Genomic DNA, 23,455 nt, shown 5'->3' on the forward strand with positions numbered 1-23,455 from the left:
AAGAAAGGGGACCTGTGTATGCTCCACAAAAAATGGATATTGCTTGGGAGTTTTTTTGCTATGGTTCTAATTGGTGTGAATTCGATCCCTAGTGTTGGAACCTATATAGAAAGTGTAAAAGGTTATCAAACGATTTTGGTTAATGAAAACAACTGGACGAAGAATGAAGCCCGTCCTGTTTTTGCTTCAGTTAATAAGTCTGTCTTATTAGAAATGATAACCAAAGAAGCAGCGAACCGTAAGGTTGCTCCAATTAATGCAAAAGTAGATTCCGTTTGGAAAGCTATCCCTGGTTATAATGGACTTGAAGTGGATATTGAGGAAACTCTAAAGTTAGCGGAGCATCAATTGACACCTAATCAAATTAATTATGTGATGAAGGAAATAGAGCCAAGTATTCAATTAGACGACCTTGCTCCCAATCCTGTGTATAAAGGTAATCCGAAGAAACCAATGGTTTCATTTATGATTAATGTCGCATGGGGCAATGAATTTTTGCCTAGTATGTTAGAAACGCTGCGTAACGAAAATGTCCACGCGACATTCTTCTTTGATGGTTCTTGGTTAAAGAAAAATACAGAAATGGCCAAACGGATTCTAAGCGAAGGTCACGAAGTATCAAACCACGCCTATTCGCATAAAGACATGCGTACGATTTCGCGGAGCAAAGCGGTAGAGGAAATTTCAAAAACAGAAGAATTGCTGAAGCAGCTCGGTGTAAAGAACACATTATTTGCTCCTCCCTCAGGCTATTTTAATCAAGAAACCATACAGGTAGCCTCAGAATTCAGACTGCAAACGGTGTTGTGGACCTTTGATACGATAGATTGGAAAAATCCAGGTGCAGGTCGTATTCTTGAACGTTTATCAAACAATGTTGAACCTGGAACGCTAATTCTGATGCACCCAACGGTTTCGTCACGCGATGCGCTGCCAGGTATGATTAATTTGATTAAGAAAAAAGGGTTGGTACTAGGAACTGTTTCAGACCTACTTTCCTCAAAAAGAATTACAGGACAAGGGCAAATCACGAAGTAGTCATGCTTTTAATGGCGCTAATTTGAGTATATGGCACATTTTTGTTAGACTGAGGAAGTATAATAGGAGAATTGGACTTTTAGGTGTACCATTTCGAGGAGGAACCTTGGTGATCAAATATCGCTTACATAATGGCTTGAGAGTCGTCATGGAACAAATCCCCACATTTCGATCAGTAACATTCGGCATCTGGGTGAAAACAGGCTCGCGTAACGAGTCACAGATGAATAATGGGATTTCACATTTCATCGAACATATGTTGTTCAAAGGAACAGAACGGCATTCGGCGAAGGATATCGCAGAAATTTTTGATGGTATTGGCGGGAATGTGAATGCCTTCACGTCCAAAGAATATACGTGCTATTACGCCAAAGTGTTGGATGAACATTTGCCATTAGCGATGGATGTACTTTCGGATATGTTTTTCAATTCGACCTTTGATGAAGGCGAGCTAGAGAAAGAGAAGAATGTCATTTACGAAGAAATCTCCATGTATGAAGATACGCCGGATGACCTCGTTCATGACTTGTTAGCGAAGGCTTCATATGGCACTCACGCATTGGGTTATACGATTCTAGGGACGCAAGATAATTTGTCTAAAATGAAGTCAGACGATCTTCGTTCGTATCTAAAACAAAATTACAATACGGAGAACACCGTGTTAAGTATTGCTGGAAATATTGATGATAGTGTGAAGGAATTAATTGAAAAGCATTTCGGTGGCTTCTCCCAATCAGGTGTTGAAACAAGCTATGATGCTCCAGATTTCATGAGCGAATTGATTTTCCATGCAAAGAAAACTGAACAAAATCATATTTGTTTGTCGTTACCTGGATTGTCGCTTCAAGAGGAAAATTTGTATCCAATGGTTTTATTGAATAATGCCATTGGTGGTGGCATGAGCTCCAGACTGTTTCAAGAAATTCGGGAGAAACGCGGATTAGCTTACTCCGTATATTCGTATCATTCTTCTCATATCGATAGCGGGATGTTCACGATTTATACAGGGACAGCGCCTAAACAGACGGAAGAAGTGCTGAAAGTAACCATGGAACTGCTGCATGATATTACTGTGAATGGTATGACTGATTCTGAACTGAAGAAGGGGAAAGAGCAGTTGAAAGGCAGCCTCATTCTCAGCTTAGAGAGCACAAGCAGCCGGATGAACCGTTTTGGTAAAAATGAATTGATGACAGGCAAGCATTATAGTCTAGATGAGATGATCCAGCGCATCGAAAGTGTGAACATGGAGCATATTCGTCAATTGACGAAAACGTTGTTCGGGGCACCATTTGCACTATCTATGGTTGGGAATGCGGATGATGTAATTAGCGGCTTCAGGAGGGATCAGCTTGTCTCTCTATGATTTTGAAGTGCAAGTAAAACGCATCGAAGGACAAGAGGACATTCTCTTACCGCAAAAAATGTCCGAAGCGGCTAGTGGATATGATTTGCACGCGGCAGTTACTGAACCAATCGTGCTTGCACCAGGTGAGCGTCAATTGATTCCAACTGGCTTTGCGTTGAGCATGCCGCCTGAGCTTGAAGCTCAGATTCGCCCAAGAAGCGGGTTAGCTTATAAACATGGCATCACAACGCTCAATTCACCGGGTACTATTGACGCTGATTATCGCGGTGAAGTGAAGGTATTGCTGATTAATCATGGTCAGGAGCCCTTCGTAATCCAACGAAATGAACGCATCGCTCAGATGGTATTTCAGCGTGTGCCACAAATTCAATTGAACGAAGTAAGCGAATTGTCAGAAACAGTACGTGGCTCTGGTGGTTTCGGCCATACAGGTCGTTAAGACTGCTGCATACATAGCATGAACAAGAAAGAACCTCTTCTTTGGAAGGGGTTCTTTCTTGTTTGAGAGGACACAAAGACAGAAGTCACCCATCCTTAGGCGAACGCATACTATAACTTATCGAAACGGACCGAGGAAGGGGTGTAAGCAAGAATGCTTACTGGGATTTCGGTTGCTATCATGGGGGGAGACGCCCGGCAACTTGAAGTAATTCAGAAATTTACTGAGCTAGACGCTACCGTTATATTACTCGGATTTGACAATCTTGGGAGGCAATTTCACGGTGTTACGAATGTGAAGTTAGATCCGGAATTGTTTCAACATGTGGATGCACTTATTTTGCCAGTTGTAGGTACGGATGAGACAGGACAAGTGGAATCTATTTTCTCGAGCGAGGAAATGATTCTTACGGATGAGCATATTTCTTCATTGCCGAAGCATGCCAAGGTGTATACAGGTATGGCTAAAAGCTATTTGAAGAAGCTCGTTTCGGCGCATGGCATTGAGCTTGTAGAACTTTTAGATCGTGATGATATTGCCATTTATAACTCAATTCCAACTGCAGAGGGTGCGCTAATGATGGCCATCCAGAACACTGATATTACAATTCATGGATCCGTGTGTATGGTTTTGGGTTTTGGTCGAACAGGGTTTACAATGGCCAAAACTTTGCAAGGATTAGGGGCAACCGTGAAGGTTGGCGTCAGGAAGCCTGAGCATTACGCGAGGGCGTGGGAGATGGGTTTTCAGCCTTTTTATACGAAGGATCTGTACCCGGAAGTGGGGAATATTGACTTGCTTTTTAACACAATTCCGACTATGATAGTCACAGCGCAAGTTATTACCAATATCCCACATCGCGCGCTTATTATCGATTTAGCTTCAAAGCCCGGCGGAACGGATTTTCGATTTGCCGAGAAGAGAGGTATTAAAGCGATGCTAGCGCCCGGTTTACCTGGAATCGTCGCCCCCAAAACAGCTGGCCGAATTATGGCTAACACGTTAAGTCAGCTGATCGAGGAAGACTTCAAAGACAGGAGCGATGTGGAATGAATTGGCAAGGGAAAACAGTCGGTTATGCGTTAACCGGTTCTCACTGTACACTTGAAGAGGTCATGCCTCAAATTAAGAGGTTTGTAGATGCGGGTGCTCGCGTTATTCCGATTGTATCGAATACGATTATGACGACCGACACACGTTTTGGTAAGTCCGCCGATTGGCAGCAAATGCTAAAGGATATTACAGGGAATGAGATCATATCTACCATCGTAGATGCCGAACCGTTAGGTCCATCTAAGTTATTGGATGTGATGGTGATTGCTCCTTGTACGGGTAATACGACTAGTAAACTAGCAAATGCAATGACAGAAAGTCCAGTTCTTATGGCTGCAAAAGCACAAATGAGAAACTTGAGACCGCTTGTATTAGCGATTTCTACGAATGACGGATTAGGGTTAAATGCAATGAATATTGCGAAGTTGTTGATTACGAAAAATATTTATTTTGTACCGTATGGTCAAGATGCACCTGGAGCAAAACCAAATTCGTTGGTGGCTCGGATGGATCTGATTATGGAAGCTTGTGAAGCTGCACTTGAAGGCAAACAGTTGCAGCCCATGATTATTGAGAGATTTCAATACTAACTGATAGATGTCAACTTGAGGGGGAGAAACCAGCAAAATGTCCAACCAGAAACTTTTCAATGTTGCAGTTGTAGGCGCTACTGGCGCTGTAGGCGAGCAAATCATCCGTCTATTAGAAGAACGGAATTTCCCCATCAAGGAATTGAAATTACTCTCTTCCGCTCGGTCTGCGGGCGTAAAACTTTCTTTTAAAGGTCAAGAAGTTGTTGTACAAGAAGCAACACCTGAAAGCTTTCAAGGCGTTGATATTGCTCTCTTCAGTGCAGGAGGCGATGTCACAAAAGCATTAGCTCCGCATGCAGTAGAAGCAGGTGCCATTTGTATTGACAATACAAGTGCATACCGAATGGACCCTGAGACGCCGCTTGTTGTTCCTGAAGTAAATGTAGATAAAATAAATGAACATAAAGGGATTATTGCGAACCCGAACTGTTCCACGATCCAAATGGTAGCAGCATTAAAACCGCTTTATGACCGCTATGGGATTTCACGCATTATTGTCTCTACGTACCAGGCTGTTTCTGGTGCCGGCGCTAAAGCGATTAATGAAATGCTTAGACAATCAAAAGAAGTATTGGCAGGTAATTCGGCAAATCCGGACATTTTACCTGTTGGCTCTTTGCCAGTCAAGCATCAAATTGCATTCAATGCTATTCCACAAATCGATAAATTCTTAGATAATGGGTTTACGAATGAAGAAATGAAAATGATTCTTGAAACGAAGAAAATTATGGGCGATGAGTCCATTGAAGTAACAGCCACATGTGTGCGTATTCCTGTTGTTTACGGGCACTCGGAATCCGTTTATGTCGAATTGAAAGAAGATTTTGATGTTGAAGAAGTGAAAACACTGCTTGCGAATGCCCCTGGCATTGTTCTTGTTGACAATCCAGCAGAGCAACAGTACCCGCTTGCAACAGATGCTGCAGGTAAGCTCGAAACTTTCGTAGGGCGTGTACGCCGCGATTTGAGTAACCCTAAAGCGCTTAACATGTGGATTGTTTCAGATAATTTGTTAAAAGGTGCTGCCTGGAATGCGGTACAAATTGCTGAATATATTGCTATAGAGCAATAATCAGCATACTGCTTACTTAAGCAGTGAAAATGGGGGAAACTCATGCGAATTTTAGTCCAAAAATTTGGAGGTACTTCGCTTTCCACCGCACAAGCTAGAGAACACGTTATTGGACATATTCAAGACGCACTAATTCAACATTATAAACTAGTTGTTGTTGTATCTGCGATGGGAAGAAAAGGGGAACCCTATGCGACTGACACGCTCCTAGATCTTGTTCGTAAGAATGGGGAAGGGCTGCCGGCACGGGAACTCGATATGCTGATGGGCTGCGGAGAATTAATTTCTGCAGTACTTTTGTGTAGTCTATTGAACAAAACAGGAATCCGTGCAACAGTGTTGACAGGTGGGCAAGCTGGTCTGATCACGAATGAAAACTATGGCAATGCACAGATCATCGCGATGAAGCCCAATCGGATTCTTGAATTGTTAGAGCAAGACCAGGTGGTTATTGTAACTGGGTTTCAAGGCAAAACGAGTAATGATGAGTTGACTACATTGGGCCGCGGCGGCAGTGATACATCAGCAACCGCACTTGGCGCTGCTCTTAAGGCAGAAATCGTAGACATCTTCACAGATGTGAATGGTATTTTGACAGCGGATCCAAGAATCGTTGATGATGCTAAACCACTACAGCGTGTGAGCTTTAGCGAGATATGCAATATGGCTCATAACGGCGCGAAAGTCATTCATCCGCGAGCGGTTGAGGTAGCTATGCAGGCGAATATCCCGATTCGTGTGAGGTCAACCTTCACCAAAGAGGAAGGAACGCTTGTTACTGCATCCGATAACACAACAGCTGACATTAACTACGTTAAAGATCGCTTTGTTACGGGGATTGCTCATTTCACGAATATTACGCAGATCCAGGTCGCTGCCGTTGATGGAGAATTCGATCTTCAACTTCGTGTATTCAAAACGATGGCTCAGCATCAGATTAGTGTTGATTTTATTAATGTGAACCCCTCAGGCGTTGTATATACAGTCTTTGATCACGAAGCTGAACGTGCAGTTCAATTACTTAAGACACAGGGCTATGAGCCCAAGTTCATAAGTGGCTGTGCGAAGGTTTCCGTGATTGGTGGCGGAATGAATGGTGTACCAGGTATTATGGCGCACATTGTTGAAGCATTAACTGTGGAAGATATCCGAATTCTTCAATCTGCGGATTCGAACACAACCATTTGGGTGCTTGTTCAAGGTGTCGATATGATCAAATCGGTTCGTGCCCTTCATCGAAAATTTAATTTATTTAAATAAATACAAGAAAGTCAGGAGGCGTACCAGTGAGTTTTGGAAGAGTAGTCACGGCAATGGTTACACCATTTGACGAGCAATTGCAGGTCAATTGGGATCAAGTAGAGCCATTAATTAATTATTTAATTGAAGAACAACATTCGGACAGCCTTGTGATCTGTGGGACGACAGGGGAGTCGCCAACCCTTTCCGAGGATGAAAAGTTACGACTCATTGAACTTTCCGTTCGTGTTGCTGCTGGTCGTTGCAAAATTATTGCAGGTACTGGAAGCAATGACACTGCTCATACAATCGCTTTTTCGCGCAAAGTAGAACAACTTGGCGTGGATGCGCTGCTTCTCGTTGCTCCTTATTACAATCGTCCGTCACAGGAAGGGTTGTATCAGCACTTTAAAGCGATTGCTGAGGCTGTAACCGCTCCAGTCGTACTTTATAATGTGCCTGGCCGAGCAGGTGTAAACCTGGATGCAGACACAACGATTCGTCTTTCCCAAATACCGAATATCGTGGCAACCAAAGATTGCTCGAATACGGATCAAATGACACGTATACTTACGCATGCTGCGCCTAATTTCCTTGTATATAGTGGAGATGATAGTAATACCTTACCTGCATTGGCTATTGGATGCGAAGGAATTATCAGCGTTGCGAGTCATGTGATTGGAAAAGAAATGCAAACTATGATAAAGTATTATCTAGAAGGCAACATTCAGCAAGCTGCAGAGCTTCATCGCAAGCTTCATCCTGTATTCACTGGTATTTTCTGTGCACCGAGCCCTGCACCAATTAAGCATGCTCTAGCACTCAAAGGCATTGAAACAGGTGGCGTGCGACTTCCGTTAGTTCGTGTATCCGAGCAAGAAGGACAATTCATTCAATCACTTTTTGTATGATCATGCCTAATGAATCGGTGCTTCCGGCATCGGTTTTCTTTTTTTGGGAAATCTAAACGTATTCAGTATTAACTTGTATTTGCTGTTTTTTTTCATGTATAATGGTTGCAAGTGACTAGTTCGGTTTTTTCATTTAAAATTCGTCGTCCAATCTATGAAGGAGGTATATTCTTGTCCAAAAAAAATATTGATAAACTTTTGATCTTCGCTCTTGGCGGCGTGGGCGAAATCGGAAAAAATATGTATTGCGTTCAGTATGCGAACGATATTATTGTCATTGACAGTGGTTTGAAATTTCCTGAGGAGGACATGCTCGGGATTGACATTGTCATTCCAGATATCGGGTACTTAACAGAGAATCGGGATAAAGTACGCGGCATCATCATCACTCACGGCCATGAGGATCACATTGGTGGCTTACCTTACGTGCTTAAACACCTTAACGTTCCCCTCTATGCAACGAAGTTAACGATGGGACTTATTGAAGCTAAGCTGAAGGAAGCTAACTTGCTCGGAACAACGAACCGAATTTTAATCAATTCGGAATCTGTACTTCCACTGGGCGTTCTTACGGCAACTTTCTTTAAAACCAATCATAGTATTCCGGATTCTGTGGGTGTCGCACTTGATACGCCAGAAGGTGTTGTTGTTCATACAGGAGATTTTAAATTTGATCAAACTCCAGTTAATGAACAATATGCAGATTTGCATCGTATGGCTGAGATCGGAAAGAAAGGTGTTCTTGCCTTGCTTTCAGACAGTACGAATGCAGAACGTCCTGGCTACACGGGCTCTGAGCGCGGTGTAGGGATTGAGATTGAAGAAGTGTTCCGTAAAGCGAAACAAAGGGTTGTTATTGCGACATTTGCATCGAATATTCACCGTGTACAACAGGTGTTTGATGCAGCTGCAGCAACGAATCGCAAAGTGACAGTAATTGGTCGCAGTATGGTTAACGTGGTTTCGATTGCTAGCGAATTAGGTTACCTGCACATTCCAGATGGCATGCTGATTGAGCCAGAGGAAGTTAATAAGCTTGCAGCTGATCGTGTAGTTATCCTTTCTACGGGTAGCCAAGGCGAACCGATGTCTGCTCTAACAAGAATGGCACGTTCAACCCATCGTAAAATTGATATTTTACCAGGGGATACGGTTATTATTGCGGCAACTCCGATTCCAGGAAATGAGCGTTACGTAGGCAGAACGGTTGATGAGCTCATGCGTATCGGTGCCCACGTGATTTACGGACCGGGATCAGTAACGGGTGTTCACGTATCAGGTCACGGAAGTCAGGAAGAATTAAAGCTGATGCTGAACCTGATGAAGCCAAAATACTTTATTCCAATTCATGGTGAATATCGCATGCTGCGTCAACATGCTATCCTTGCCGAATCTGTCGGCATTACTAAAGAAGATATTTTTATGTGCGATATTGGTGATACCGTTGAAATTCAAAATGGTGCTGCTCGCAAAGGATCTAAAGTTCAAAGCGGCAACATCCTAATTGATGGACTAGGTGTTGGGGATGTAGGCAATATTGTATTGCGTGACCGTAAATTACTGTCGCAAGATGGGATTTTAGTTGTCGTGGTTACTCTAAGTAAACAAGATGGCAAAATTTTGTCAGGCCCAGATATTATTTCACGCGGATTTGTTTATGTTCGTGAATCCGAAGGTCTTCTGGAAGAAGCTAATCGTATCGTAACAAATACTTTAACAAAACTTATGAATGAAAATGTAAATGAATGGGCATCTTTAAAAACAAATGTGAAAGATGTTCTCGGACGCTTTTTATATGAACAAACCAGAAGAAGACCAATGATTCTTCCGATCATTATGGAAGTTTAGGTACTCGAACAAGTCACTTGAGCCTATGCAAATAGTAAAGCTCTCTCCAATTGGAGGGAGCTTTTTCTTGTTACCGCAAAGTGAAGTATGCATGAAAGCATGCAAGTTTATTCATACTATGGGAGATCTTGAACAACTTGTCTTTGCAGCAAAATTTGAAAGGGGATTATGAAGTGGCATCAGCACCAGGCTCGAAAGAACAGGAACAAGAACCGGGAACAGAGGAAGTCAAGAAAAATGCGGTTCTCGAAAATATCCAACAATTAGGACAAACGAACACGGTTTCTGGTGAATCCAATATTTTTTGTCTAACGATAATAGGACAGATAGAGGGACATATTGTGCTCCCACCTCAGAATAAAACGACCAAGTATGAACATCTGATTCCTCAACTTGTAGCCGCCGAGCAGAATTCCAAAATTGAAGGTGTCATGATCATATTAAACACTGTAGGGGGCGATGTGGAGGCTGGTTTAGCTATTGCTGAAATGGTTGCGACGTTATCGAAACCAACGATTGCATTAGTCTTGGGTGGCGGACATAGTATAGGCGTTCCAATCGCCGTATCTGCGGACTATTCGATCATCGCAGAAACAGCGACCATGACGATTCATCCGATTCGAATGAATGGCTTAGTGATCGGTGTGCCGCAAACCTTTGAATATTTAGATAAAATGCAAGAGCGTGTTGTACGATTCGTAACGAAACATTCCAATGTAACAGAAGAGAAGTTTAAAGAGCTAATGTTTAAGACGGGTGAACTTACAAGAGATATCGGTACAACGGTGATTGGGATCGATGCAGTTAAGTATGGTTTAATCAATCAAGTAGGTGGTATCGGTGATGCGATCAGGGAATTGAACAGTCGGATAGAAGCAAAGAAAGCAGCGAACTCTGGGGGACTTGTTCAATGATTCATTATTCTGTCATTCCGATGGAAGTCATATTTGATGGGTTCGATACCTATACTCCTCAATTCTTAGATATTGAGCAGGATGGCTTCATGATGCAAATTGAGCCATTAAGTAGTTATCGAGCGCGTATTGTAAGGCTGTATAGCTGCAATCCACAAGACTATTTGAATGAGCAATATGCACCCGGTACTATCATTTCTTATCGTCCGCAGTTTGAGTCAATTTCAAGTAGGTAGGCTCTGTTCCCGTATCATCCCTCGAGTCAATTATGGTATAATGTGGACTTGGGGGTGACAATCTTGGCGAAACGCAGGAAAAAAACGAAGGCTGTAAAGACCAGCTTATTATTTGAGCTATATGGAATCCTCATCTTGATTTTCTCAGTGATTGCCCTTGCACATCAAGGTCATGTGGGGAATTCTTTGATTTATTTGTTTCGATTTTTTGTGGGGACTTGGTATTCACTCATACCACTTATTTTCATCTATGTGGCTTTGTATGCAATGATCAAACGAGCATGGCCGCAAATGGTAACTCCCAAGAAAGCGGGTATTTTGTTATTCATTCTTGGATTACTAATCAAGAATCATATCGATTTATTCGCTCAGCTGTACCCTAATAATGATTTCACATCTGGTAAAGTCATTTCTTCAACTTGGGCAGCCATGTTGGAGGGATTGCACCCAACGGAGGCAGGTAGGGCTTCTTTAGAACACGGCATTGGTGGAGGTATGGTAGGCGCATTTTTATACAGCATACTTTATTTCTTGTTTGATTACCTTGGAGCCAGATTGATCCAATATATGCTTTTTGTTATGGGTTTTATTCTTGCGACAGGTGTTTCGTATGTGGATCTAGGTAATATCGTGAAGGGTCGTTTCAGCAATGTTGGTCAAAATTTTAAAGACAGAATGAAAGAATGGTTGCAAGACAGAGAAGGACGTCAATCCCAGCCTGCCTCAGCAGGAGCTACGCCTAGTAAGGCAAAGAAGCCAGCTTATGTGCCTGTAGATGATGAATTTGACGAAGAGGTTTTTCAACCTGTGAAGAAGGCGAAGAAATCACCATTGTTTATGGAACTCCTTCGTCCGATCAAGGAGAACCGCAAGAAATCTGCAGCTAGAGAACGAGATGATATTGAGGATCCATTGTCAGATTCAGATGCTGAAGTGCTCGAGGAAGAAGTTGTTTACTCGAACACGGTTCATCAAACGGCAGAACCTATACATAATTCTGGTGAACAACCAGGCGCGCCGATTATTCGTGATTTTCAAGAACAGGTTATTCAAGAGGCTCAGCAGGCCGTTAGACCTTCAGCTCCTCTTACATCCAATGTAACGACTACGGCTCCGACTAGTGTTGATGACGATGAGAATGAACCGATAACTCTTGAATTTCAAGAGGAAGCCCCTGTTATTGTGTCACGACCATATGAAATACCTTCTCTTGACTTACTAGCCAGACCAGCTCTAGGTAAGGGAAGCGAGATGGCGGACTATAAGGCTAATGCAAGGAAGCTTGAGGCCACACTGGAGAGCTTTGGTGTTCGAGCGAAGGTCCTTGAAGTAGTTAGGGGCCCTGCGGTAACTCGATATGAAATCCAACCAGATGTTGGTGTGAAAGTCAGTAGGATTGTTTCATTGACCGATGATATTGCTTTAGCGCTTGCAGCAAAGGATATCCGGATGGAAGCGCCGATTCCTGGTAAATCTGCGATTGGTATCGAGGTGCCTAACTTAGAAGTATCTATTGTTACAATGCGTGAGGTCATGGAAACGTCTGCTTTTCAGGAATCAAGCTCACGATTATCGGTCGTGCTTGGCAGGGATATCTCTGGTCAGCCGATTGTTGGCAATTTGGCCAGAATGCCGCATTTACTCGTTGCAGGTGCTACAGGCTCAGGTAAATCGGTTTGTATCAATGGGATTATTACTAGCATTTTGTATAAAGCTAAGCCAAATGAAGTGAAATTCTTAATGATCGATCCGAAGATGGTTGAGTTAAATGTGTATAATGGCATTCCGCATCTATTAGCGCCTGTCGTTACGGATCCGAGACGAGCATCCCTAGCGCTCAAGAAAATCGTTGTCGAGATGGAGAAACGGTATGAGTTATTCTCCAAGAGTGGGACGCGAAATATTGAAGGCTATAATGCCATGTTAGTTGAAAGTGGAACGTCTGCGCCGTTACCTTACTATGTAATTATCGTAGATGAGTTAGCAGATCTTATGATGGTTGCTGCAAATGATGTTGAAGATTCAATTTGTCGTCTTGCTCAGATGGCGCGGGCTGCCGGAATTCATTTGATTATTGCGACGCAACGTCCATCTGTTGATGTAATTACAGGTGTTATCAAAGCCAACATTCCTTCCCGAATTGCATTTGGTGTGTCGTCACAAGTGGATTCACGGACGATTCTGGATATGGTAGGAGCAGAGAAGCTGTTAGGTCGAGGTGATATGCTTTACTTGCCAGTAGGTGCTTCCAAGCCAGTTCGTATCCAAGGGGCATTCCTCTCGGATGGTGAAGTTGAACAGGTTGTTGGCTTCGTACGTACCCAAGAACAAGCGAATTATCGCGAGGAATTAGTTCCTCAAGTTGAGGAAATGCCAGAGCAGCAGAATGAATTCGAGGACGAGCTCTATGATCAAGCTGTACAAATTGTGTTGGAAGCGAAGCAAGCTTCGGTTTCATTGCTCCAAAGGCGTATGAGAGTCGGCTACACACGTGCAGCAAGACTTGTAGATGCAATGGAAGCCAAGGGGGTTGTTGGCCCCTATGAAGGCAGTAAACCGCGTGAAGTGCTCCTCTCACTAGAACAATATCATCATAATCGGATTAGTTCCTAATCCGTCTCAGACAAGCACTCTCCAATGGAGAGTGTTTTTATTTGTATAATCATTGACTCGCTTTCTCATAATAAGCAAGAAAAGGCTGTAATTTGAAAAGTGAGGTTGAGAAGGGGAATGAATAAACGACTCATTGTCATTACATTTTGTATCGTCTTTGTCTTGGTGGTTTCTTTTCAATTGAAGGGAAGATTGAATCCGCCGACGGAAGAAACGTTTAGTAAAAATGAAGTTCGCTACGGTGCCACTGGTTCTGATGTATATGAACTACAAGGCAGATTGAAATTTATTGGCTTTTATAACGGCGGCATAGACGGTGATTATGGTTACAAGACCTTAACTGCCGTGAAACGATTCCAAGGCGAATTTGGCATGAAGGTTGACGGGATTGTAGGACCGAAAACCAAGTTGAAGCTATGGGAAGCAACGAAAAGCTGGAAACCTACTGCGCCCGAAACAGCCAATAATAATCAAGGTGCCAATAATAAGGGTACAGGAGGCGCTGATTCCAAGCCCGCCAATTTAACACCCTCCAATAATCTTGGTTATTCAGAGCAAGATATCAATTTAATGGCTAATGCCGTCAATGGTGAAGCGCGTGGTGAGCCGTTTATTGGACAAGTTGCCGTCGCGGCAGTTATCTTAAACCGAGTGAAATCGGCAAGTTTTCCGAATACTGTATCTGGTGTTATTTTCCAACCTGGTGCTTTCACAGCCGTAGCCGATGGTCAAATATGGTTAACACCGAATGAATCATCCAAAAAAGCGGTAAGAGATGCTTTAAATGGATTGGACCCGACAGGTGGTTGTATCTATTACTTCAATCCAGAAACGGCAACGTCCAAGTGGATTTGGACTAGAAAACAAATTAAAAAAATTGGCAAACACATTTTTTGTGTGTAATTTTGCGTAGGACAAGGAGAAGGAACCGGCATTGGTTGCTTCTCCTCTTCGTATAGGAATATAATGGATTTATTACACGGACATAGAAGGGAGACTGACCTTTGAAGCCTAATCAATTTGAGCGCAGCAGTTGGAAGCATATCCGAATGCATGTTTTGCCGACAGACCGTTTCAAAACATTTGCCATTTCTGTATACATAGGACGTCAACTAGATGAGGAGACGGTCACAAGTACCGCATTAACACCATTTATTCTTCGCAGAGGTACAGAACTACGTCCTGAAACAAAGCAATTCCGGGAGTATTTAGATGATTTATACGGTGCTGGGTTTGGCTTTGATATTTATAAGCGCGGCGACTATCAAATCGTTCAGTTACGAATGGATATTATCAATGATCGTTTCGTCAAATCGGCAGATTCCTTACTGAAGCAGGGACTTGAATTCGTGGGGGAAACGTTAACTCGCCCGGCATTAGAAGATCAGCATTTTCGTACGAAATATGTAGATGCAGAGAAGCAAACACTGCGCAAACGAATTGAATCCGTCATCAATGATAAAATCCGCTATGCTGCAGAGCGTTGTATGGAAGAAATGTGCAGCGGGGAACCTTATCGACTTCATCCTTTAGGTAAAATTGAAGATCTCGACGGAATGAATGCGCAGCAGCTATACGAACAATATAAAGAATGGCTCCAAACTTCCCCAATGGACATCTATGTCGTTGGTAACACAACGCTTAGCGAAGTTGAAGAAATTGTGAAGCAATCGTTCGCTATCGAGCGAAACACGGATGTTAGCTACGTAACATCTGCACCGCGTGGCGTAACAGGTGAAGTAAAGACTATTGTCGAACGTTTGGATGTAAATCAAGGCAAGTTGAATATGGGGCTGCGTACGAACATTTCATACAGCGATGATCTGTATCCAGTTGCACTGATGTACAACGGGGTGCTTGGCGGATACCCACATTCCAAATTATTTACCAATGTTCGTGAGAAAGCGAGTCTCGCGTATTATGCGTCATCCCGTTTTGATGGACATAAAGGCATTTTAACGATTCAGTCGGGTATCGAGATGGCAAACTATGAGAAAGCCGTTGATATCATACGTAAACAATTGAAAGCGTTGGAACAAGGAGAAATTACTGACGTTGAATGGAGTCAAACGAGGGCGATGATTTCCAATCAATTACGTGAGATACAGGATTCCGCATTTGAGCTGATTTCCTTTGACTTTAATGCTATTTTATCAGGAAAAGAGCGTACGGTTGCGGGTTTGATATCAGCGGTCGAACAAGTCGATATTCCTGCTATTGCAGAAGCTGCCAAACGAGTTCAATTGGACACGATATACTTTTTACGGGATCAGAAGGGGGAGTAGACCATGCAGAGTATTCCATATCCACATCTCGGTGAAACCATTTATCATGAAAAGCTTGATAATGGGCTGCATGTGTTTGTGTTACCCAAAGAAGGTTTCCAGAAAACGTATGCAACCTTTACAACCCAATATGGCTCCATCGATAACCATTTTCAGGTGACCGGTAAAGATGCTGTGCGAGTACCTGATGGGATTGCCCATTTCTTAGAGCATAAAATGTTCGAGGAACCGGAGGGTGACATCTTTGCAACTTTTGCAACGAATGGTGCATCGGCCAATGCATTTACAAGCTTTGATCGAACAGCTTACCTGTTTTCATCGACGGATCGTTATTTAGAAAACTTAACAACATTAATTAATTTCGTGCAAAACCCATATTTTACAGATGAAAATGTTGAAAAGGAAAAAGGGATCATTGGGCAAGAGATTAAGATGTACGAGGATAATGCGGACTGGAGAAGTTATTATGGCTTAATTGAATCCTTATATGTCAAACATCCGATTCACATTGATATTGCGGGAACTGTTGCATCTATTGCTGAAATTACCAAAGAGACGTTATATGAGTGTTATAACACGTTCTATCATCCGAGCAACATGAGTTTATTCGTCGTAGGAGGCGTAGATCCGCAAGAGGTTATTACCTTAGTCAAAGACAATCAAGCAGCCAAAACTTTTCCGCAACAAGGCGAAATCCACAGGTTCTTCCCGGAAGAGCCAGTCGATGTCAAGGAAGCCCGCAGGCTTATTTTACTTCCAGTTTCATTGCCAAAATGTTTAATGGGCTTCAAGGAAGCGGCACCAGCAGTTACAGGTAAGCCTTTATTAGTAAGAGAACTAACAACGAAATTAATGTTAGATATCTTATTTAGCTCTAGCTCGGAAATGTACCAAACACTCTACGATGATCAGCTTATTTCGGATAATTTCGGCCATGAATACAATTGCAGTGACGGGTATGCTTTTTCCATTGTTGGAGGAGATACGAAGGATCCAGAACAGTTAATTGCAAGGATTCGTGAAGAAGTTGAAAAAAGAAAAGCGAATGGACTCGATGAGGTTACTTTCGAACGCAGTCGGAAGAAGAAGATCGGCAGTTTCCTCCGCATGATGAATTCACCGGAATCCATTGCGAATGAATATACCAAATATCGTTTCAAAGGGATCGATCTCTTTGATATTTTACCGGTATACGAGCAACTAACGCTAGAAGATGTGAATCGTCGCTTCCGCGAGCATTTTGATTGGAGTAAGCTCGCAGTTTCCATTGTACAGAGTCGTGAACCATCGTGAGTGTTGTAAAACCATTTAGTGAACAAACCGTGCTTATTACGGGAGCTAGCAGGGGAATTGGAGCTGCTATAGCGCAACGTTTTGCCGCGGTAGGCATGCAGATAGTGATTCATTATCGTGACTCACATGAAGCTGCAAATGAAATTGCTCGATCTTGTATGAAGCAAGGAGCAACGGTGTTAACCGTATCTGCGGATATACAATCCCATGAGCAGATTCTTAAGATGAGAGATAAGCTTGAGCAAATGAATATGATCCCAGATATAATCGTGAACAATGCGGGTATCTCTCATTATGGCATGCTCTCTGATGTGACGGAAGAAGATTGGGATCGCGTCATGAATGTCAATCTCAAGGGTTCCTTCCTTTGTACACAAGCTTTTATGGCTGCTATGGTTAAACAAAAATACGGAAGAATCATCAACGTATCCTCGATATGGGGAATCTCAGGTGCTTCGTGTGAAGTGTTATATTCAACGGCCAAGGGTGGATTAAATGCCTTTACGAAAGCTCTGGCCAAAGAACTCGCTCCATCAGGTGTTACGGTGAATGCCGTAGCACCTGGGGCTGTTCAGACAGATATGATGGCTGGTTTTCAGGCTGATGAAATCGATGCCATTACCAACGAAATTCCCGTTGGGCGGCTTGCGTCCCCGCATGAGGTGGCATCGCTCGTATATTTCTTAGCTTTGCCTGAATCTGGGTATATAACAGGTCAAATCATATCTCCCAATGGAGGCTGGCTTACTTAATTACATGAACTGATGGCAATGAAGCCCACGCATAATTCCGTTTTGAGAAGCGCATATTACGTATGTAATGACCATTTCTCATAACTCAAAGGAGGCTTCTTACAATGGCTACTGTACTTAAGGTGTTCGACAAATGGAAAGAATTTTTGGCTGAACGCGTGAGTCAGGCTGGACATGCAGGGATGAGTGATGAAACCATCTCCAAGCTCGCTTTTCAAATTGGGGAGTTCTTGGCAGACAAGGTTGATCCTCAAAATGAGCAAGAACGAGTTCTCAAAGAGTTGTGGGATGCTGGGGATGATCAGGAAAAGCACACTCTTGCGCGCCTCATGGTAAAATTAGTAGACAAAGGTTAATAACCGTTTTACAATTCAATAGGGTATGATGTGAAAGCCTCCTCTTTCGGAGGCTTTTGCATGCTTTAGAAGCTGGAAAGGAATTATCACTTTATGCACAAGAAACGATTCTTACTCACTATAATCATTTTATTATCTTTACTTGCAGGTTGCGGGAACCGTGGAATTCCAGTCATTAAGCAAGAACTGCTTGATCAGAAAATGTCTGTTTTGATGCTATCTAGTGCAGGGTTAACACCATCTGCGAAAGAAGCCCTAGGTCAAGCTCTCAAGAGTTGGCGAGACGCGAATTCGATTGCATATGACTGGGTGAAAGATTTGAACGCCTTGGATGACAATGTGGTTTCAAAGTTGAAAACGAAATCATATGATTACATATACGTTGTTGGAAATGAGCTTTTCCCTTCGGCTAATGAAAAGATGACGTTAGGTCTATCTTCGAGCAAATGGACATTTTTACAAAGTCAGCCATTTGCTTCAGGCAGTGCAGTTACTGTGAACGAACAGGCAGCATTGCTGCAATTAGATCCTCAACAGATGGAAACTCTGAAAAACAAGACGATTCAAGATCTCGTTTTTCAAAATGTGGTCATAGAATGGGTAACACAAGCTGACCGTCCAATTCCGTCTAATTGGGCGCCTTCAGAAGAAGCTGATCACATTGTTTTGCTAAACAACACTCAATGGTTTCAGCAATTGACTTTTCAAGTACGTCAGCATCATGCATCTTGGGTTGTTTTTTACAGCCCCGTGGAGGAAGCGCAACTTCAGAGAGCCAAATCACTTGGAGTCTCGGTGATGGATTTTACAGGTGCACTAACCGCCGATCTAAATTGGCCGCAGGTTTTGGATAATCGACTTGCCATGATGAAAACGCATGCGTGGCAAAAAGGCATCCAAACCTACAATCCACAAGAGCTAAAGGAACTAAAAATGAAATAATGTCCGTTTTGTGAGGTTTTTGAGAAGGAAATTGGCGGAATTTGTAGAAATTAATTAAAAGGACGTAAACAGCCTAGTTTATTTACAGATATGTGTGACAGAGACGATGATGAGGTGGAAGAATTGGACGTTAAAGAATGGTATATGGAGTATAAAATTCACAAGAACCGTCCTGGTTTATTAGGTGATATAGCTTCATTGATGGGGATGCTGGATATTAACATCGTAACGATTAATGGGGTTGAAGATCGTACACGCGGTATGCTGTTACAAACAAATGATGAAGAAAAAATTGATTTAATGGGTAAAATGTTGAGAAAAGTAGATAATATTACTATTACTGCTTTGAGACCCCCTAAATTAGTTGACATACTGGCTGTTCGTCACGGTAGGTATATTGAACGCGATTCCGACGACCGCAAAACGTTTCGATTTACGCGAGACGAGCTAGGCCTATTAGTTGATTTTCTTGGTGAGATATTCAAGCGGGAAGGTAATCAAGTTGTAGGACTGCGTGGTATGCCTCGTGTTGGTAAAACAGAGTCAATCATCGCTGGCAGTGTATGCGCGAATAAGCGTTGGACTTTCGTTTCTTCCACATTATTAAGGCAAACGGTTCGCAGCCAGCTTTCTGAGGATGAAATGGCCCCTAACAATGTTTATATCATTGATGGCATCGTTTCAACGATTCGTTCCAATGAAAAGCATTACAGCCTTTTACAAGAAATAATGGGTCTGCCTTCGACGAAAGTTATCGAGCATCCAGACATTTTTATTCGCGAATCGGAATACACCTATAATCACTTTGATTATATCATTGAGCTTCGGAATAGCCCGGATGAAGAAATTAACTATGATTCATTTACGTATACGTCCGAACCTTTTTAACCGTTGAAACGTCAATAACAGGATCCATAATTCCTTCGGGGAGGTGACCATATGTCTGACTTAGGCTATATTTTGCGCAAAACACGTCTGGAAAAGAAGATATCGCTGGATGATCTTCAAGAAGTAACCAAGATCCGCAAACGCTATCTAGAAGCTATAGAAGAAGGAAACTACAAGGTGTTACCAGGGAGTTTCTATGTGAGGGCTTTTATCAAAAGTTACGCGGAAGCCTTGGGGCTTGATCCGAATGAAGTTCTGAATATGTATCAGTCGACGCTTCCTGCCCCTACGATTGAGAAGCCTGTTGTCGAAGCGATTCGCAAGAATAGATCAAGTGTTCGTAATACTGAAAAGATGAGCCGCTGGGCTTCCAGTCTTATGTTTGTTTGTTTTATTTTGCTTATTTTTGGGATCGTATACTACTATACATATAAGAATTATAAGGGAACGCCAGCGGATGAGAAGCCTGCACAATCGCAATCGCCGCGCATTACGGATTCGACGAATCCTTCGCCGAGCACATCTGTTAATGCCACGGGGGATGGCAAAGCGACGGTTCTTTCAACGCCAACACCCACACCAGTTCCGACACCTACACCGCCTGCCGTTCAGGTTAAATTCAGCGCTAATGAAAAGGGTGTAGATAACTACATTATTACAGGGACTGCGAATTTGAATATTCAATTTAAGATCACAGGATCTTGCTGGATCGCTGTTAATGCATTAACTCCTGAGGGTGAGAAGGGAGCTTTGCTAAGACAGAAGCTGTATAATGCTGGTGATACGGATACATTTGAATTAGCGAGTTCGGCTTACTTAAATGTTGGCGCAGCTAGTGCGTTGCAGCTCATGGTCAACGGCACACTCGTACCTGTTGGAGATACGCCGAATCCGAAGCGGGTTCAACTGAATTTGCAAAAAAGCTAGCAATTTGGCAGTTCCTGCGCTTTCCCGGGTAATTAAAATAGCTTGATAGGGAAATATTCGAAGCCATTGGCGGTTGGATATTTCCTTTTTTATGTGTTCTTGCTATAATGCTAATGTAATTTGATGGAAGGGATGTTGGGATGTAGATGAGTTCAGAGAGTTCGTTTGATATTGTATCCAAAGTAGATATGCAAGAACTAAATAATGCGATTCAACAAGCGGAGAAAGAGATTTTGACCCGTTTTGATTTTAAAGGAAGTAAAAGCAGTATTAAACTAGACAAAGATCAACTTGTTGTCACTTCGGATGATGAGTTTAAGCTTCAGAACGTCCTTGATATTATGCATGCAAAAATGACGAAGCGTGGAATCTCCATTAAAAATCTCGAATATTCCAAAGTAGAGCCAGCCGCTGGTTCCACTGTAAGACAGAAAATTAGCATGAAACAAGGTGTTGATCAAGACAACTCCAAGAAAATTAACATATTGATTCGTGACTCAAAGTTGAAGGTGAAAACGCAAATTCAAGGTGATCAAATCCGTGTAACTGGGAAGAGTCGTGACGATTTACAGGCCGTTATTGCTCTGCTTCGGAAAGCAGATATTCCATTGGATTTGCAGTTTGTTAATATGAAATAATCAGGAAAATAAGGTTTGTGTATGGAAAACCCCCTGGATGCAGGGGGTTTTTACATTTTGACACCCCATTGGGCTTGTATTATACTGGTAGGGAGTGTTTTTTAGGACTATTGGAGGTTGTTTCTTTCATGACAGAAAAGGTTAAAGTAGTTACTCTCGGATGTGAGAAGAATTTAGTTGACTCCGAGATTATGTCAGGTTTAATTCATGGCCGTGGTTTTCAACTTGTCGACAACAAGGAAGATGCCACAGTTATTATTGTGAACACTTGCGGGTTCATTGATGCGGCTAAAGAAGAATCCGTAAATACAATTTTGGATATGGCAGAACTGAAGCAAACAGCGAATCTTAAGGCGCTTATTGTTTCGGGCTGTTTAACACAACGATACAAAAAGCAATTGATGGATGAGATGCCTGAGATTGATGGCATTGTGGGTACGGGCGATTTTGATAAAATTAATCATATTGTGGATGAAGCGCTTAGAGGGAAGAAACCGGTTCTAGTAGGGAATCCGGTATTTAACTATGACGCTGACCTGCCTAGATTGATGACGACACCACGTTATACGGCTTACGTGAAAATTGCGGAAGGCTGCGATAACGCTTGTACATTCTGTTCTATTCCAATTATGCGTGGTAGCTTCAAAAGCAGAAGTATGGAATCTATCGTTGCTGAAGTAGCGAATCTTGCTTCTCAAGGGGTTAAAGAAATCAGTTTAATCGCTCAAGATTCTACAAACTATGGTACGGATCTCTATGATAGCTTCATGCTTCCTACTTTGCTGAACAAAGTAAGTGAAGTTGAAGGTATTGAGTGGGTGCGTCTGCACTATGCATACCCAGGCTTCTTCAGTGATGAACTGATTGAAGTGATGGCAACGAATCCTAAAGTATGTAAGTACATTGATATGCCTTTACAGCATAGTGAAGATTCCATTCTTAAACGCATGCGCAGACCAGGTCGGCAGAAGGATACACGCGAACTCGTTCGGAAAATTCGCGAATCCATTCCGGATGTTGCCCTGCGTACGTCTTTGATTGTTGGTTTCCCTGGCGAGACTGAACAAGATTTTGAGAACTTGAAACAATTCGTGCGTGACGTTCAGTTCGATCGTCTTGGTGTGTTTGCATACTCCAAGGAAGATGATACGCCAGCAGCAAGACTGCCGGATCAAGTTCCAGATGATGTTAAAGAATACCGTGCCAATGCGATTATGGAAATTCAACGTGAAATTTCGAATATCCGCGGCGGTCGCCGAATTGGTCAAGAAATTGACGTGCTAATTGAAAGATACGATGGCAGAAGCGACGTTTATATCGGTCGTTCCCAATTCGACGCACCTGAAATTGATGGTGAAGTATTCGTGTCGAACGCGAAATTGAATATTGGTGAACTTGCGAAGGTTCGTATTACCCACTCCTATGAGTTTGACTTATCCGGGGAGGTAATTGCATGAACTTAGCTAACCGCATCACCGTAGCGAGAATTTTATTAGTACCAATCATCATGTTCTTTTTGTTGATTAAGGTAAAATTTCCTCAAATACGGATAGAGGAGTTTAGCATAACGTATAATCAAATTATTGCTGCTTTAATTTTTATTATTGCTGCGAGTACAGATAGCTTAGATGGTTACATCGCTAGGAAACGTAATCTTGTCACGAATTTGGGCAAGCTATTGGATCCTTTGGCAGACAAGCTGCTTGTTACCGCTGTACTTGTTTCATTAGTAGAAATGGATAAAGTTGATGCTTGGATTGTTATTGTCATTATTAGCAGAGAGTGGGCAGTTACTGGACTTCGTCAAATTGCGCTCTTAGAAGGTACTGTTATGGCGGCCAGCAAATGGGGTAAGGCGAAGACGGCGGCTCAGATTACGGCTATCATTGCACTGCTAATCAATAATTTTCCATTTACGTTCCTAGATTTTCCCTTTGATGTAATAGCGAGTTGGGCTGCAGCAATTATTACCGTTTATTCAGGTGTGGAATATTTCGTTAAAAATAAGCATGTCATAGATTTTTCGGAAAAATCATAGTAGGGCAACCT

The 23,455-nt window shown here is 42.5% G+C and carries 23 protein-coding genes; all 23 read left to right on the forward strand.

Annotated features, from left to right (window positions below; all coding sequences use genetic code 11):
• The first annotated feature begins 18 nt into the window (after positions 1-18).
• The 23 genes from AC58QG_RS01315 (at position 19) to pgsA (ending at position 23,444) form a co-directional block, all read left to right on the forward strand.
• Positions 19-1,038 carry a polysaccharide deacetylase family protein gene (locus AC58QG_RS01315; protein ID WP_497360014.1) on the forward strand — a complete coding sequence of 340 codons (1,020 nt, stop codon included), beginning with the start codon at positions 19-21 and terminating at the stop codon, positions 1,036-1,038.
• A 109-nt stretch (positions 1,039-1,147) separates the two neighbouring features.
• Positions 1,148-2,404, forward strand: coding sequence for a M16 family metallopeptidase (locus AC58QG_RS01320; RefSeq protein WP_497360016.1), 1,257 nt, complete (start codon positions 1,148-1,150; stop codon positions 2,402-2,404).
• A complete protein-coding gene (gene dut / locus AC58QG_RS01325; protein ID WP_497360018.1) occupies positions 2,391-2,846 on the forward strand; it encodes a dUTP diphosphatase in 456 nt (151 codons plus the stop codon). Before AC58QG_RS01320 ends, dut begins: the two co-directional genes overlap by 14 nt.
• A gap of 153 nt (positions 2,847-2,999) precedes the next feature.
• Positions 3,000-3,899, forward strand: a complete 900-nt coding sequence (dpsA, locus tag AC58QG_RS01330; protein WP_497360020.1) for a dipicolinate synthase subunit DpsA — start codon at positions 3,000-3,002, stop codon at positions 3,897-3,899.
• A complete protein-coding gene (locus tag AC58QG_RS01335; protein WP_056625070.1) occupies positions 3,896-4,489 on the forward strand; it encodes a dipicolinate synthase subunit B in 594 nt (197 codons plus the stop codon). Before dpsA ends, AC58QG_RS01335 begins: the two co-directional genes overlap by 4 nt.
• Positions 4,490-4,526: 37 nt before the next feature.
• Entirely contained in the window at positions 4,527-5,564 is a 1,038-nt protein-coding gene (locus tag AC58QG_RS01340) for an aspartate-semialdehyde dehydrogenase (RefSeq protein ID WP_497360021.1), read from the forward strand.
• A gap of 42 nt (positions 5,565-5,606) precedes the next feature.
• Positions 5,607-6,824: an aspartate kinase gene (gene dapG, locus AC58QG_RS01345; RefSeq protein ID WP_497360023.1), complete on the forward strand. Its 1,218-nt coding sequence runs from the start codon at positions 5,607-5,609 to the stop codon at positions 6,822-6,824.
• 26 nt (positions 6,825-6,850) lie between these two features.
• Positions 6,851-7,714 carry a 4-hydroxy-tetrahydrodipicolinate synthase gene (gene dapA / locus AC58QG_RS01350; RefSeq protein WP_497360025.1) on the forward strand — a complete coding sequence of 288 codons (864 nt, stop codon included), beginning with the start codon at positions 6,851-6,853 and terminating at the stop codon, positions 7,712-7,714.
• A 171-nt stretch (positions 7,715-7,885) separates the two neighbouring features.
• On the forward strand, positions 7,886-9,562 hold the full coding sequence (locus AC58QG_RS01355) for a ribonuclease J (protein WP_497360027.1): 1,677 nt from the start codon (positions 7,886-7,888) through the stop codon (positions 9,560-9,562).
• Between the two features lie 143 nt (positions 9,563-9,705).
• Positions 9,706-10,476: a ClpP family protease gene (locus tag AC58QG_RS01360; protein ID WP_497362755.1), complete on the forward strand. Its 771-nt coding sequence runs from the start codon at positions 9,706-9,708 to the stop codon at positions 10,474-10,476.
• Complete coding sequence (locus tag AC58QG_RS01365; RefSeq protein ID WP_497360029.1) at positions 10,473-10,712, forward strand: YlzJ-like family protein; 240 nt, start codon at positions 10,473-10,475, stop codon at positions 10,710-10,712. Before AC58QG_RS01360 ends, AC58QG_RS01365 begins: the two co-directional genes overlap by 4 nt.
• A 63-nt stretch (positions 10,713-10,775) precedes the next feature.
• On the forward strand, positions 10,776-13,325 hold the full coding sequence (locus AC58QG_RS01370; protein ID WP_497360031.1) for a DNA translocase FtsK: 2,550 nt from the start codon (positions 10,776-10,778) through the stop codon (positions 13,323-13,325).
• Between the two features lie 117 nt (positions 13,326-13,442).
• The gene (gene sleB / locus AC58QG_RS01375) at positions 13,443-14,228 is read left to right on the forward strand and encodes a spore cortex-lytic enzyme (protein WP_497360033.1); all 786 of its coding nucleotides are present in this window, start codon (positions 13,443-13,445) and stop codon (positions 14,226-14,228) included.
• Positions 14,229-14,329: 101 nt separating this feature from the next.
• On the forward strand, positions 14,330-15,610 hold the full coding sequence (gene yfmF / locus AC58QG_RS01380; protein ID WP_497360035.1) for an EF-P 5-aminopentanol modification-associated protein YfmF: 1,281 nt from the start codon (positions 14,330-14,332) through the stop codon (positions 15,608-15,610).
• A gap of 3 nt (positions 15,611-15,613) precedes the next feature.
• Complete coding sequence (yfmH, locus tag AC58QG_RS01385) at positions 15,614-16,903, forward strand: EF-P 5-aminopentanol modification-associated protein YfmH (protein WP_497360037.1); 1,290 nt, start codon at positions 15,614-15,616, stop codon at positions 16,901-16,903.
• The gene (ymfI, locus tag AC58QG_RS01390) at positions 16,900-17,655 is read left to right on the forward strand and encodes an elongation factor P 5-aminopentanone reductase (RefSeq protein ID WP_497360039.1); all 756 of its coding nucleotides are present in this window, start codon (positions 16,900-16,902) and stop codon (positions 17,653-17,655) included. The genes yfmH and ymfI overlap by 4 nt, the downstream gene beginning before the upstream one ends.
• A gap of 104 nt (positions 17,656-17,759) precedes the next feature.
• Positions 17,760-18,011 carry a DUF3243 domain-containing protein gene (locus AC58QG_RS01395; protein WP_497360041.1) on the forward strand — a complete coding sequence of 84 codons (252 nt, stop codon included), beginning with the start codon at positions 17,760-17,762 and terminating at the stop codon, positions 18,009-18,011.
• A 93-nt stretch (positions 18,012-18,104) separates the two neighbouring features.
• The gene (locus AC58QG_RS01400) at positions 18,105-18,953 is read left to right on the forward strand and encodes a hypothetical protein (protein ID WP_497360043.1); all 849 of its coding nucleotides are present in this window, start codon (positions 18,105-18,107) and stop codon (positions 18,951-18,953) included.
• A gap of 90 nt (positions 18,954-19,043) precedes the next feature.
• Positions 19,044-19,841 carry a DUF3388 domain-containing protein gene (locus tag AC58QG_RS01405; RefSeq protein ID WP_497360045.1) on the forward strand — a complete coding sequence of 266 codons (798 nt, stop codon included), beginning with the start codon at positions 19,044-19,046 and terminating at the stop codon, positions 19,839-19,841.
• Positions 19,842-19,892: 51 nt separating this feature from the next.
• Entirely contained in the window at positions 19,893-20,768 is an 876-nt protein-coding gene (locus AC58QG_RS01410; protein ID WP_497360047.1) for a helix-turn-helix domain-containing protein, read from the forward strand.
• Between the two features lie 146 nt (positions 20,769-20,914).
• On the forward strand, positions 20,915-21,406 hold the full coding sequence (locus AC58QG_RS01415) for a YajQ family cyclic di-GMP-binding protein (RefSeq protein ID WP_497360049.1): 492 nt from the start codon (positions 20,915-20,917) through the stop codon (positions 21,404-21,406).
• 128 nt (positions 21,407-21,534) lie between these two features.
• Positions 21,535-22,863, forward strand: coding sequence for a 30S ribosomal protein S12 methylthiotransferase RimO (gene rimO / locus AC58QG_RS01420; RefSeq protein WP_497360051.1), 1,329 nt, complete (start codon positions 21,535-21,537; stop codon positions 22,861-22,863).
• Positions 22,860-23,444: a CDP-diacylglycerol--glycerol-3-phosphate 3-phosphatidyltransferase gene (pgsA, locus tag AC58QG_RS01425; protein WP_056625118.1), complete on the forward strand. Its 585-nt coding sequence runs from the start codon at positions 22,860-22,862 to the stop codon at positions 23,442-23,444. Before rimO ends, pgsA begins: the two co-directional genes overlap by 4 nt.
• Positions 23,445-23,455 lie beyond the last annotated feature (11 nt).

It is taken from the genome of Paenibacillus sp. J22P169 (genome assembly GCF_059691995.1).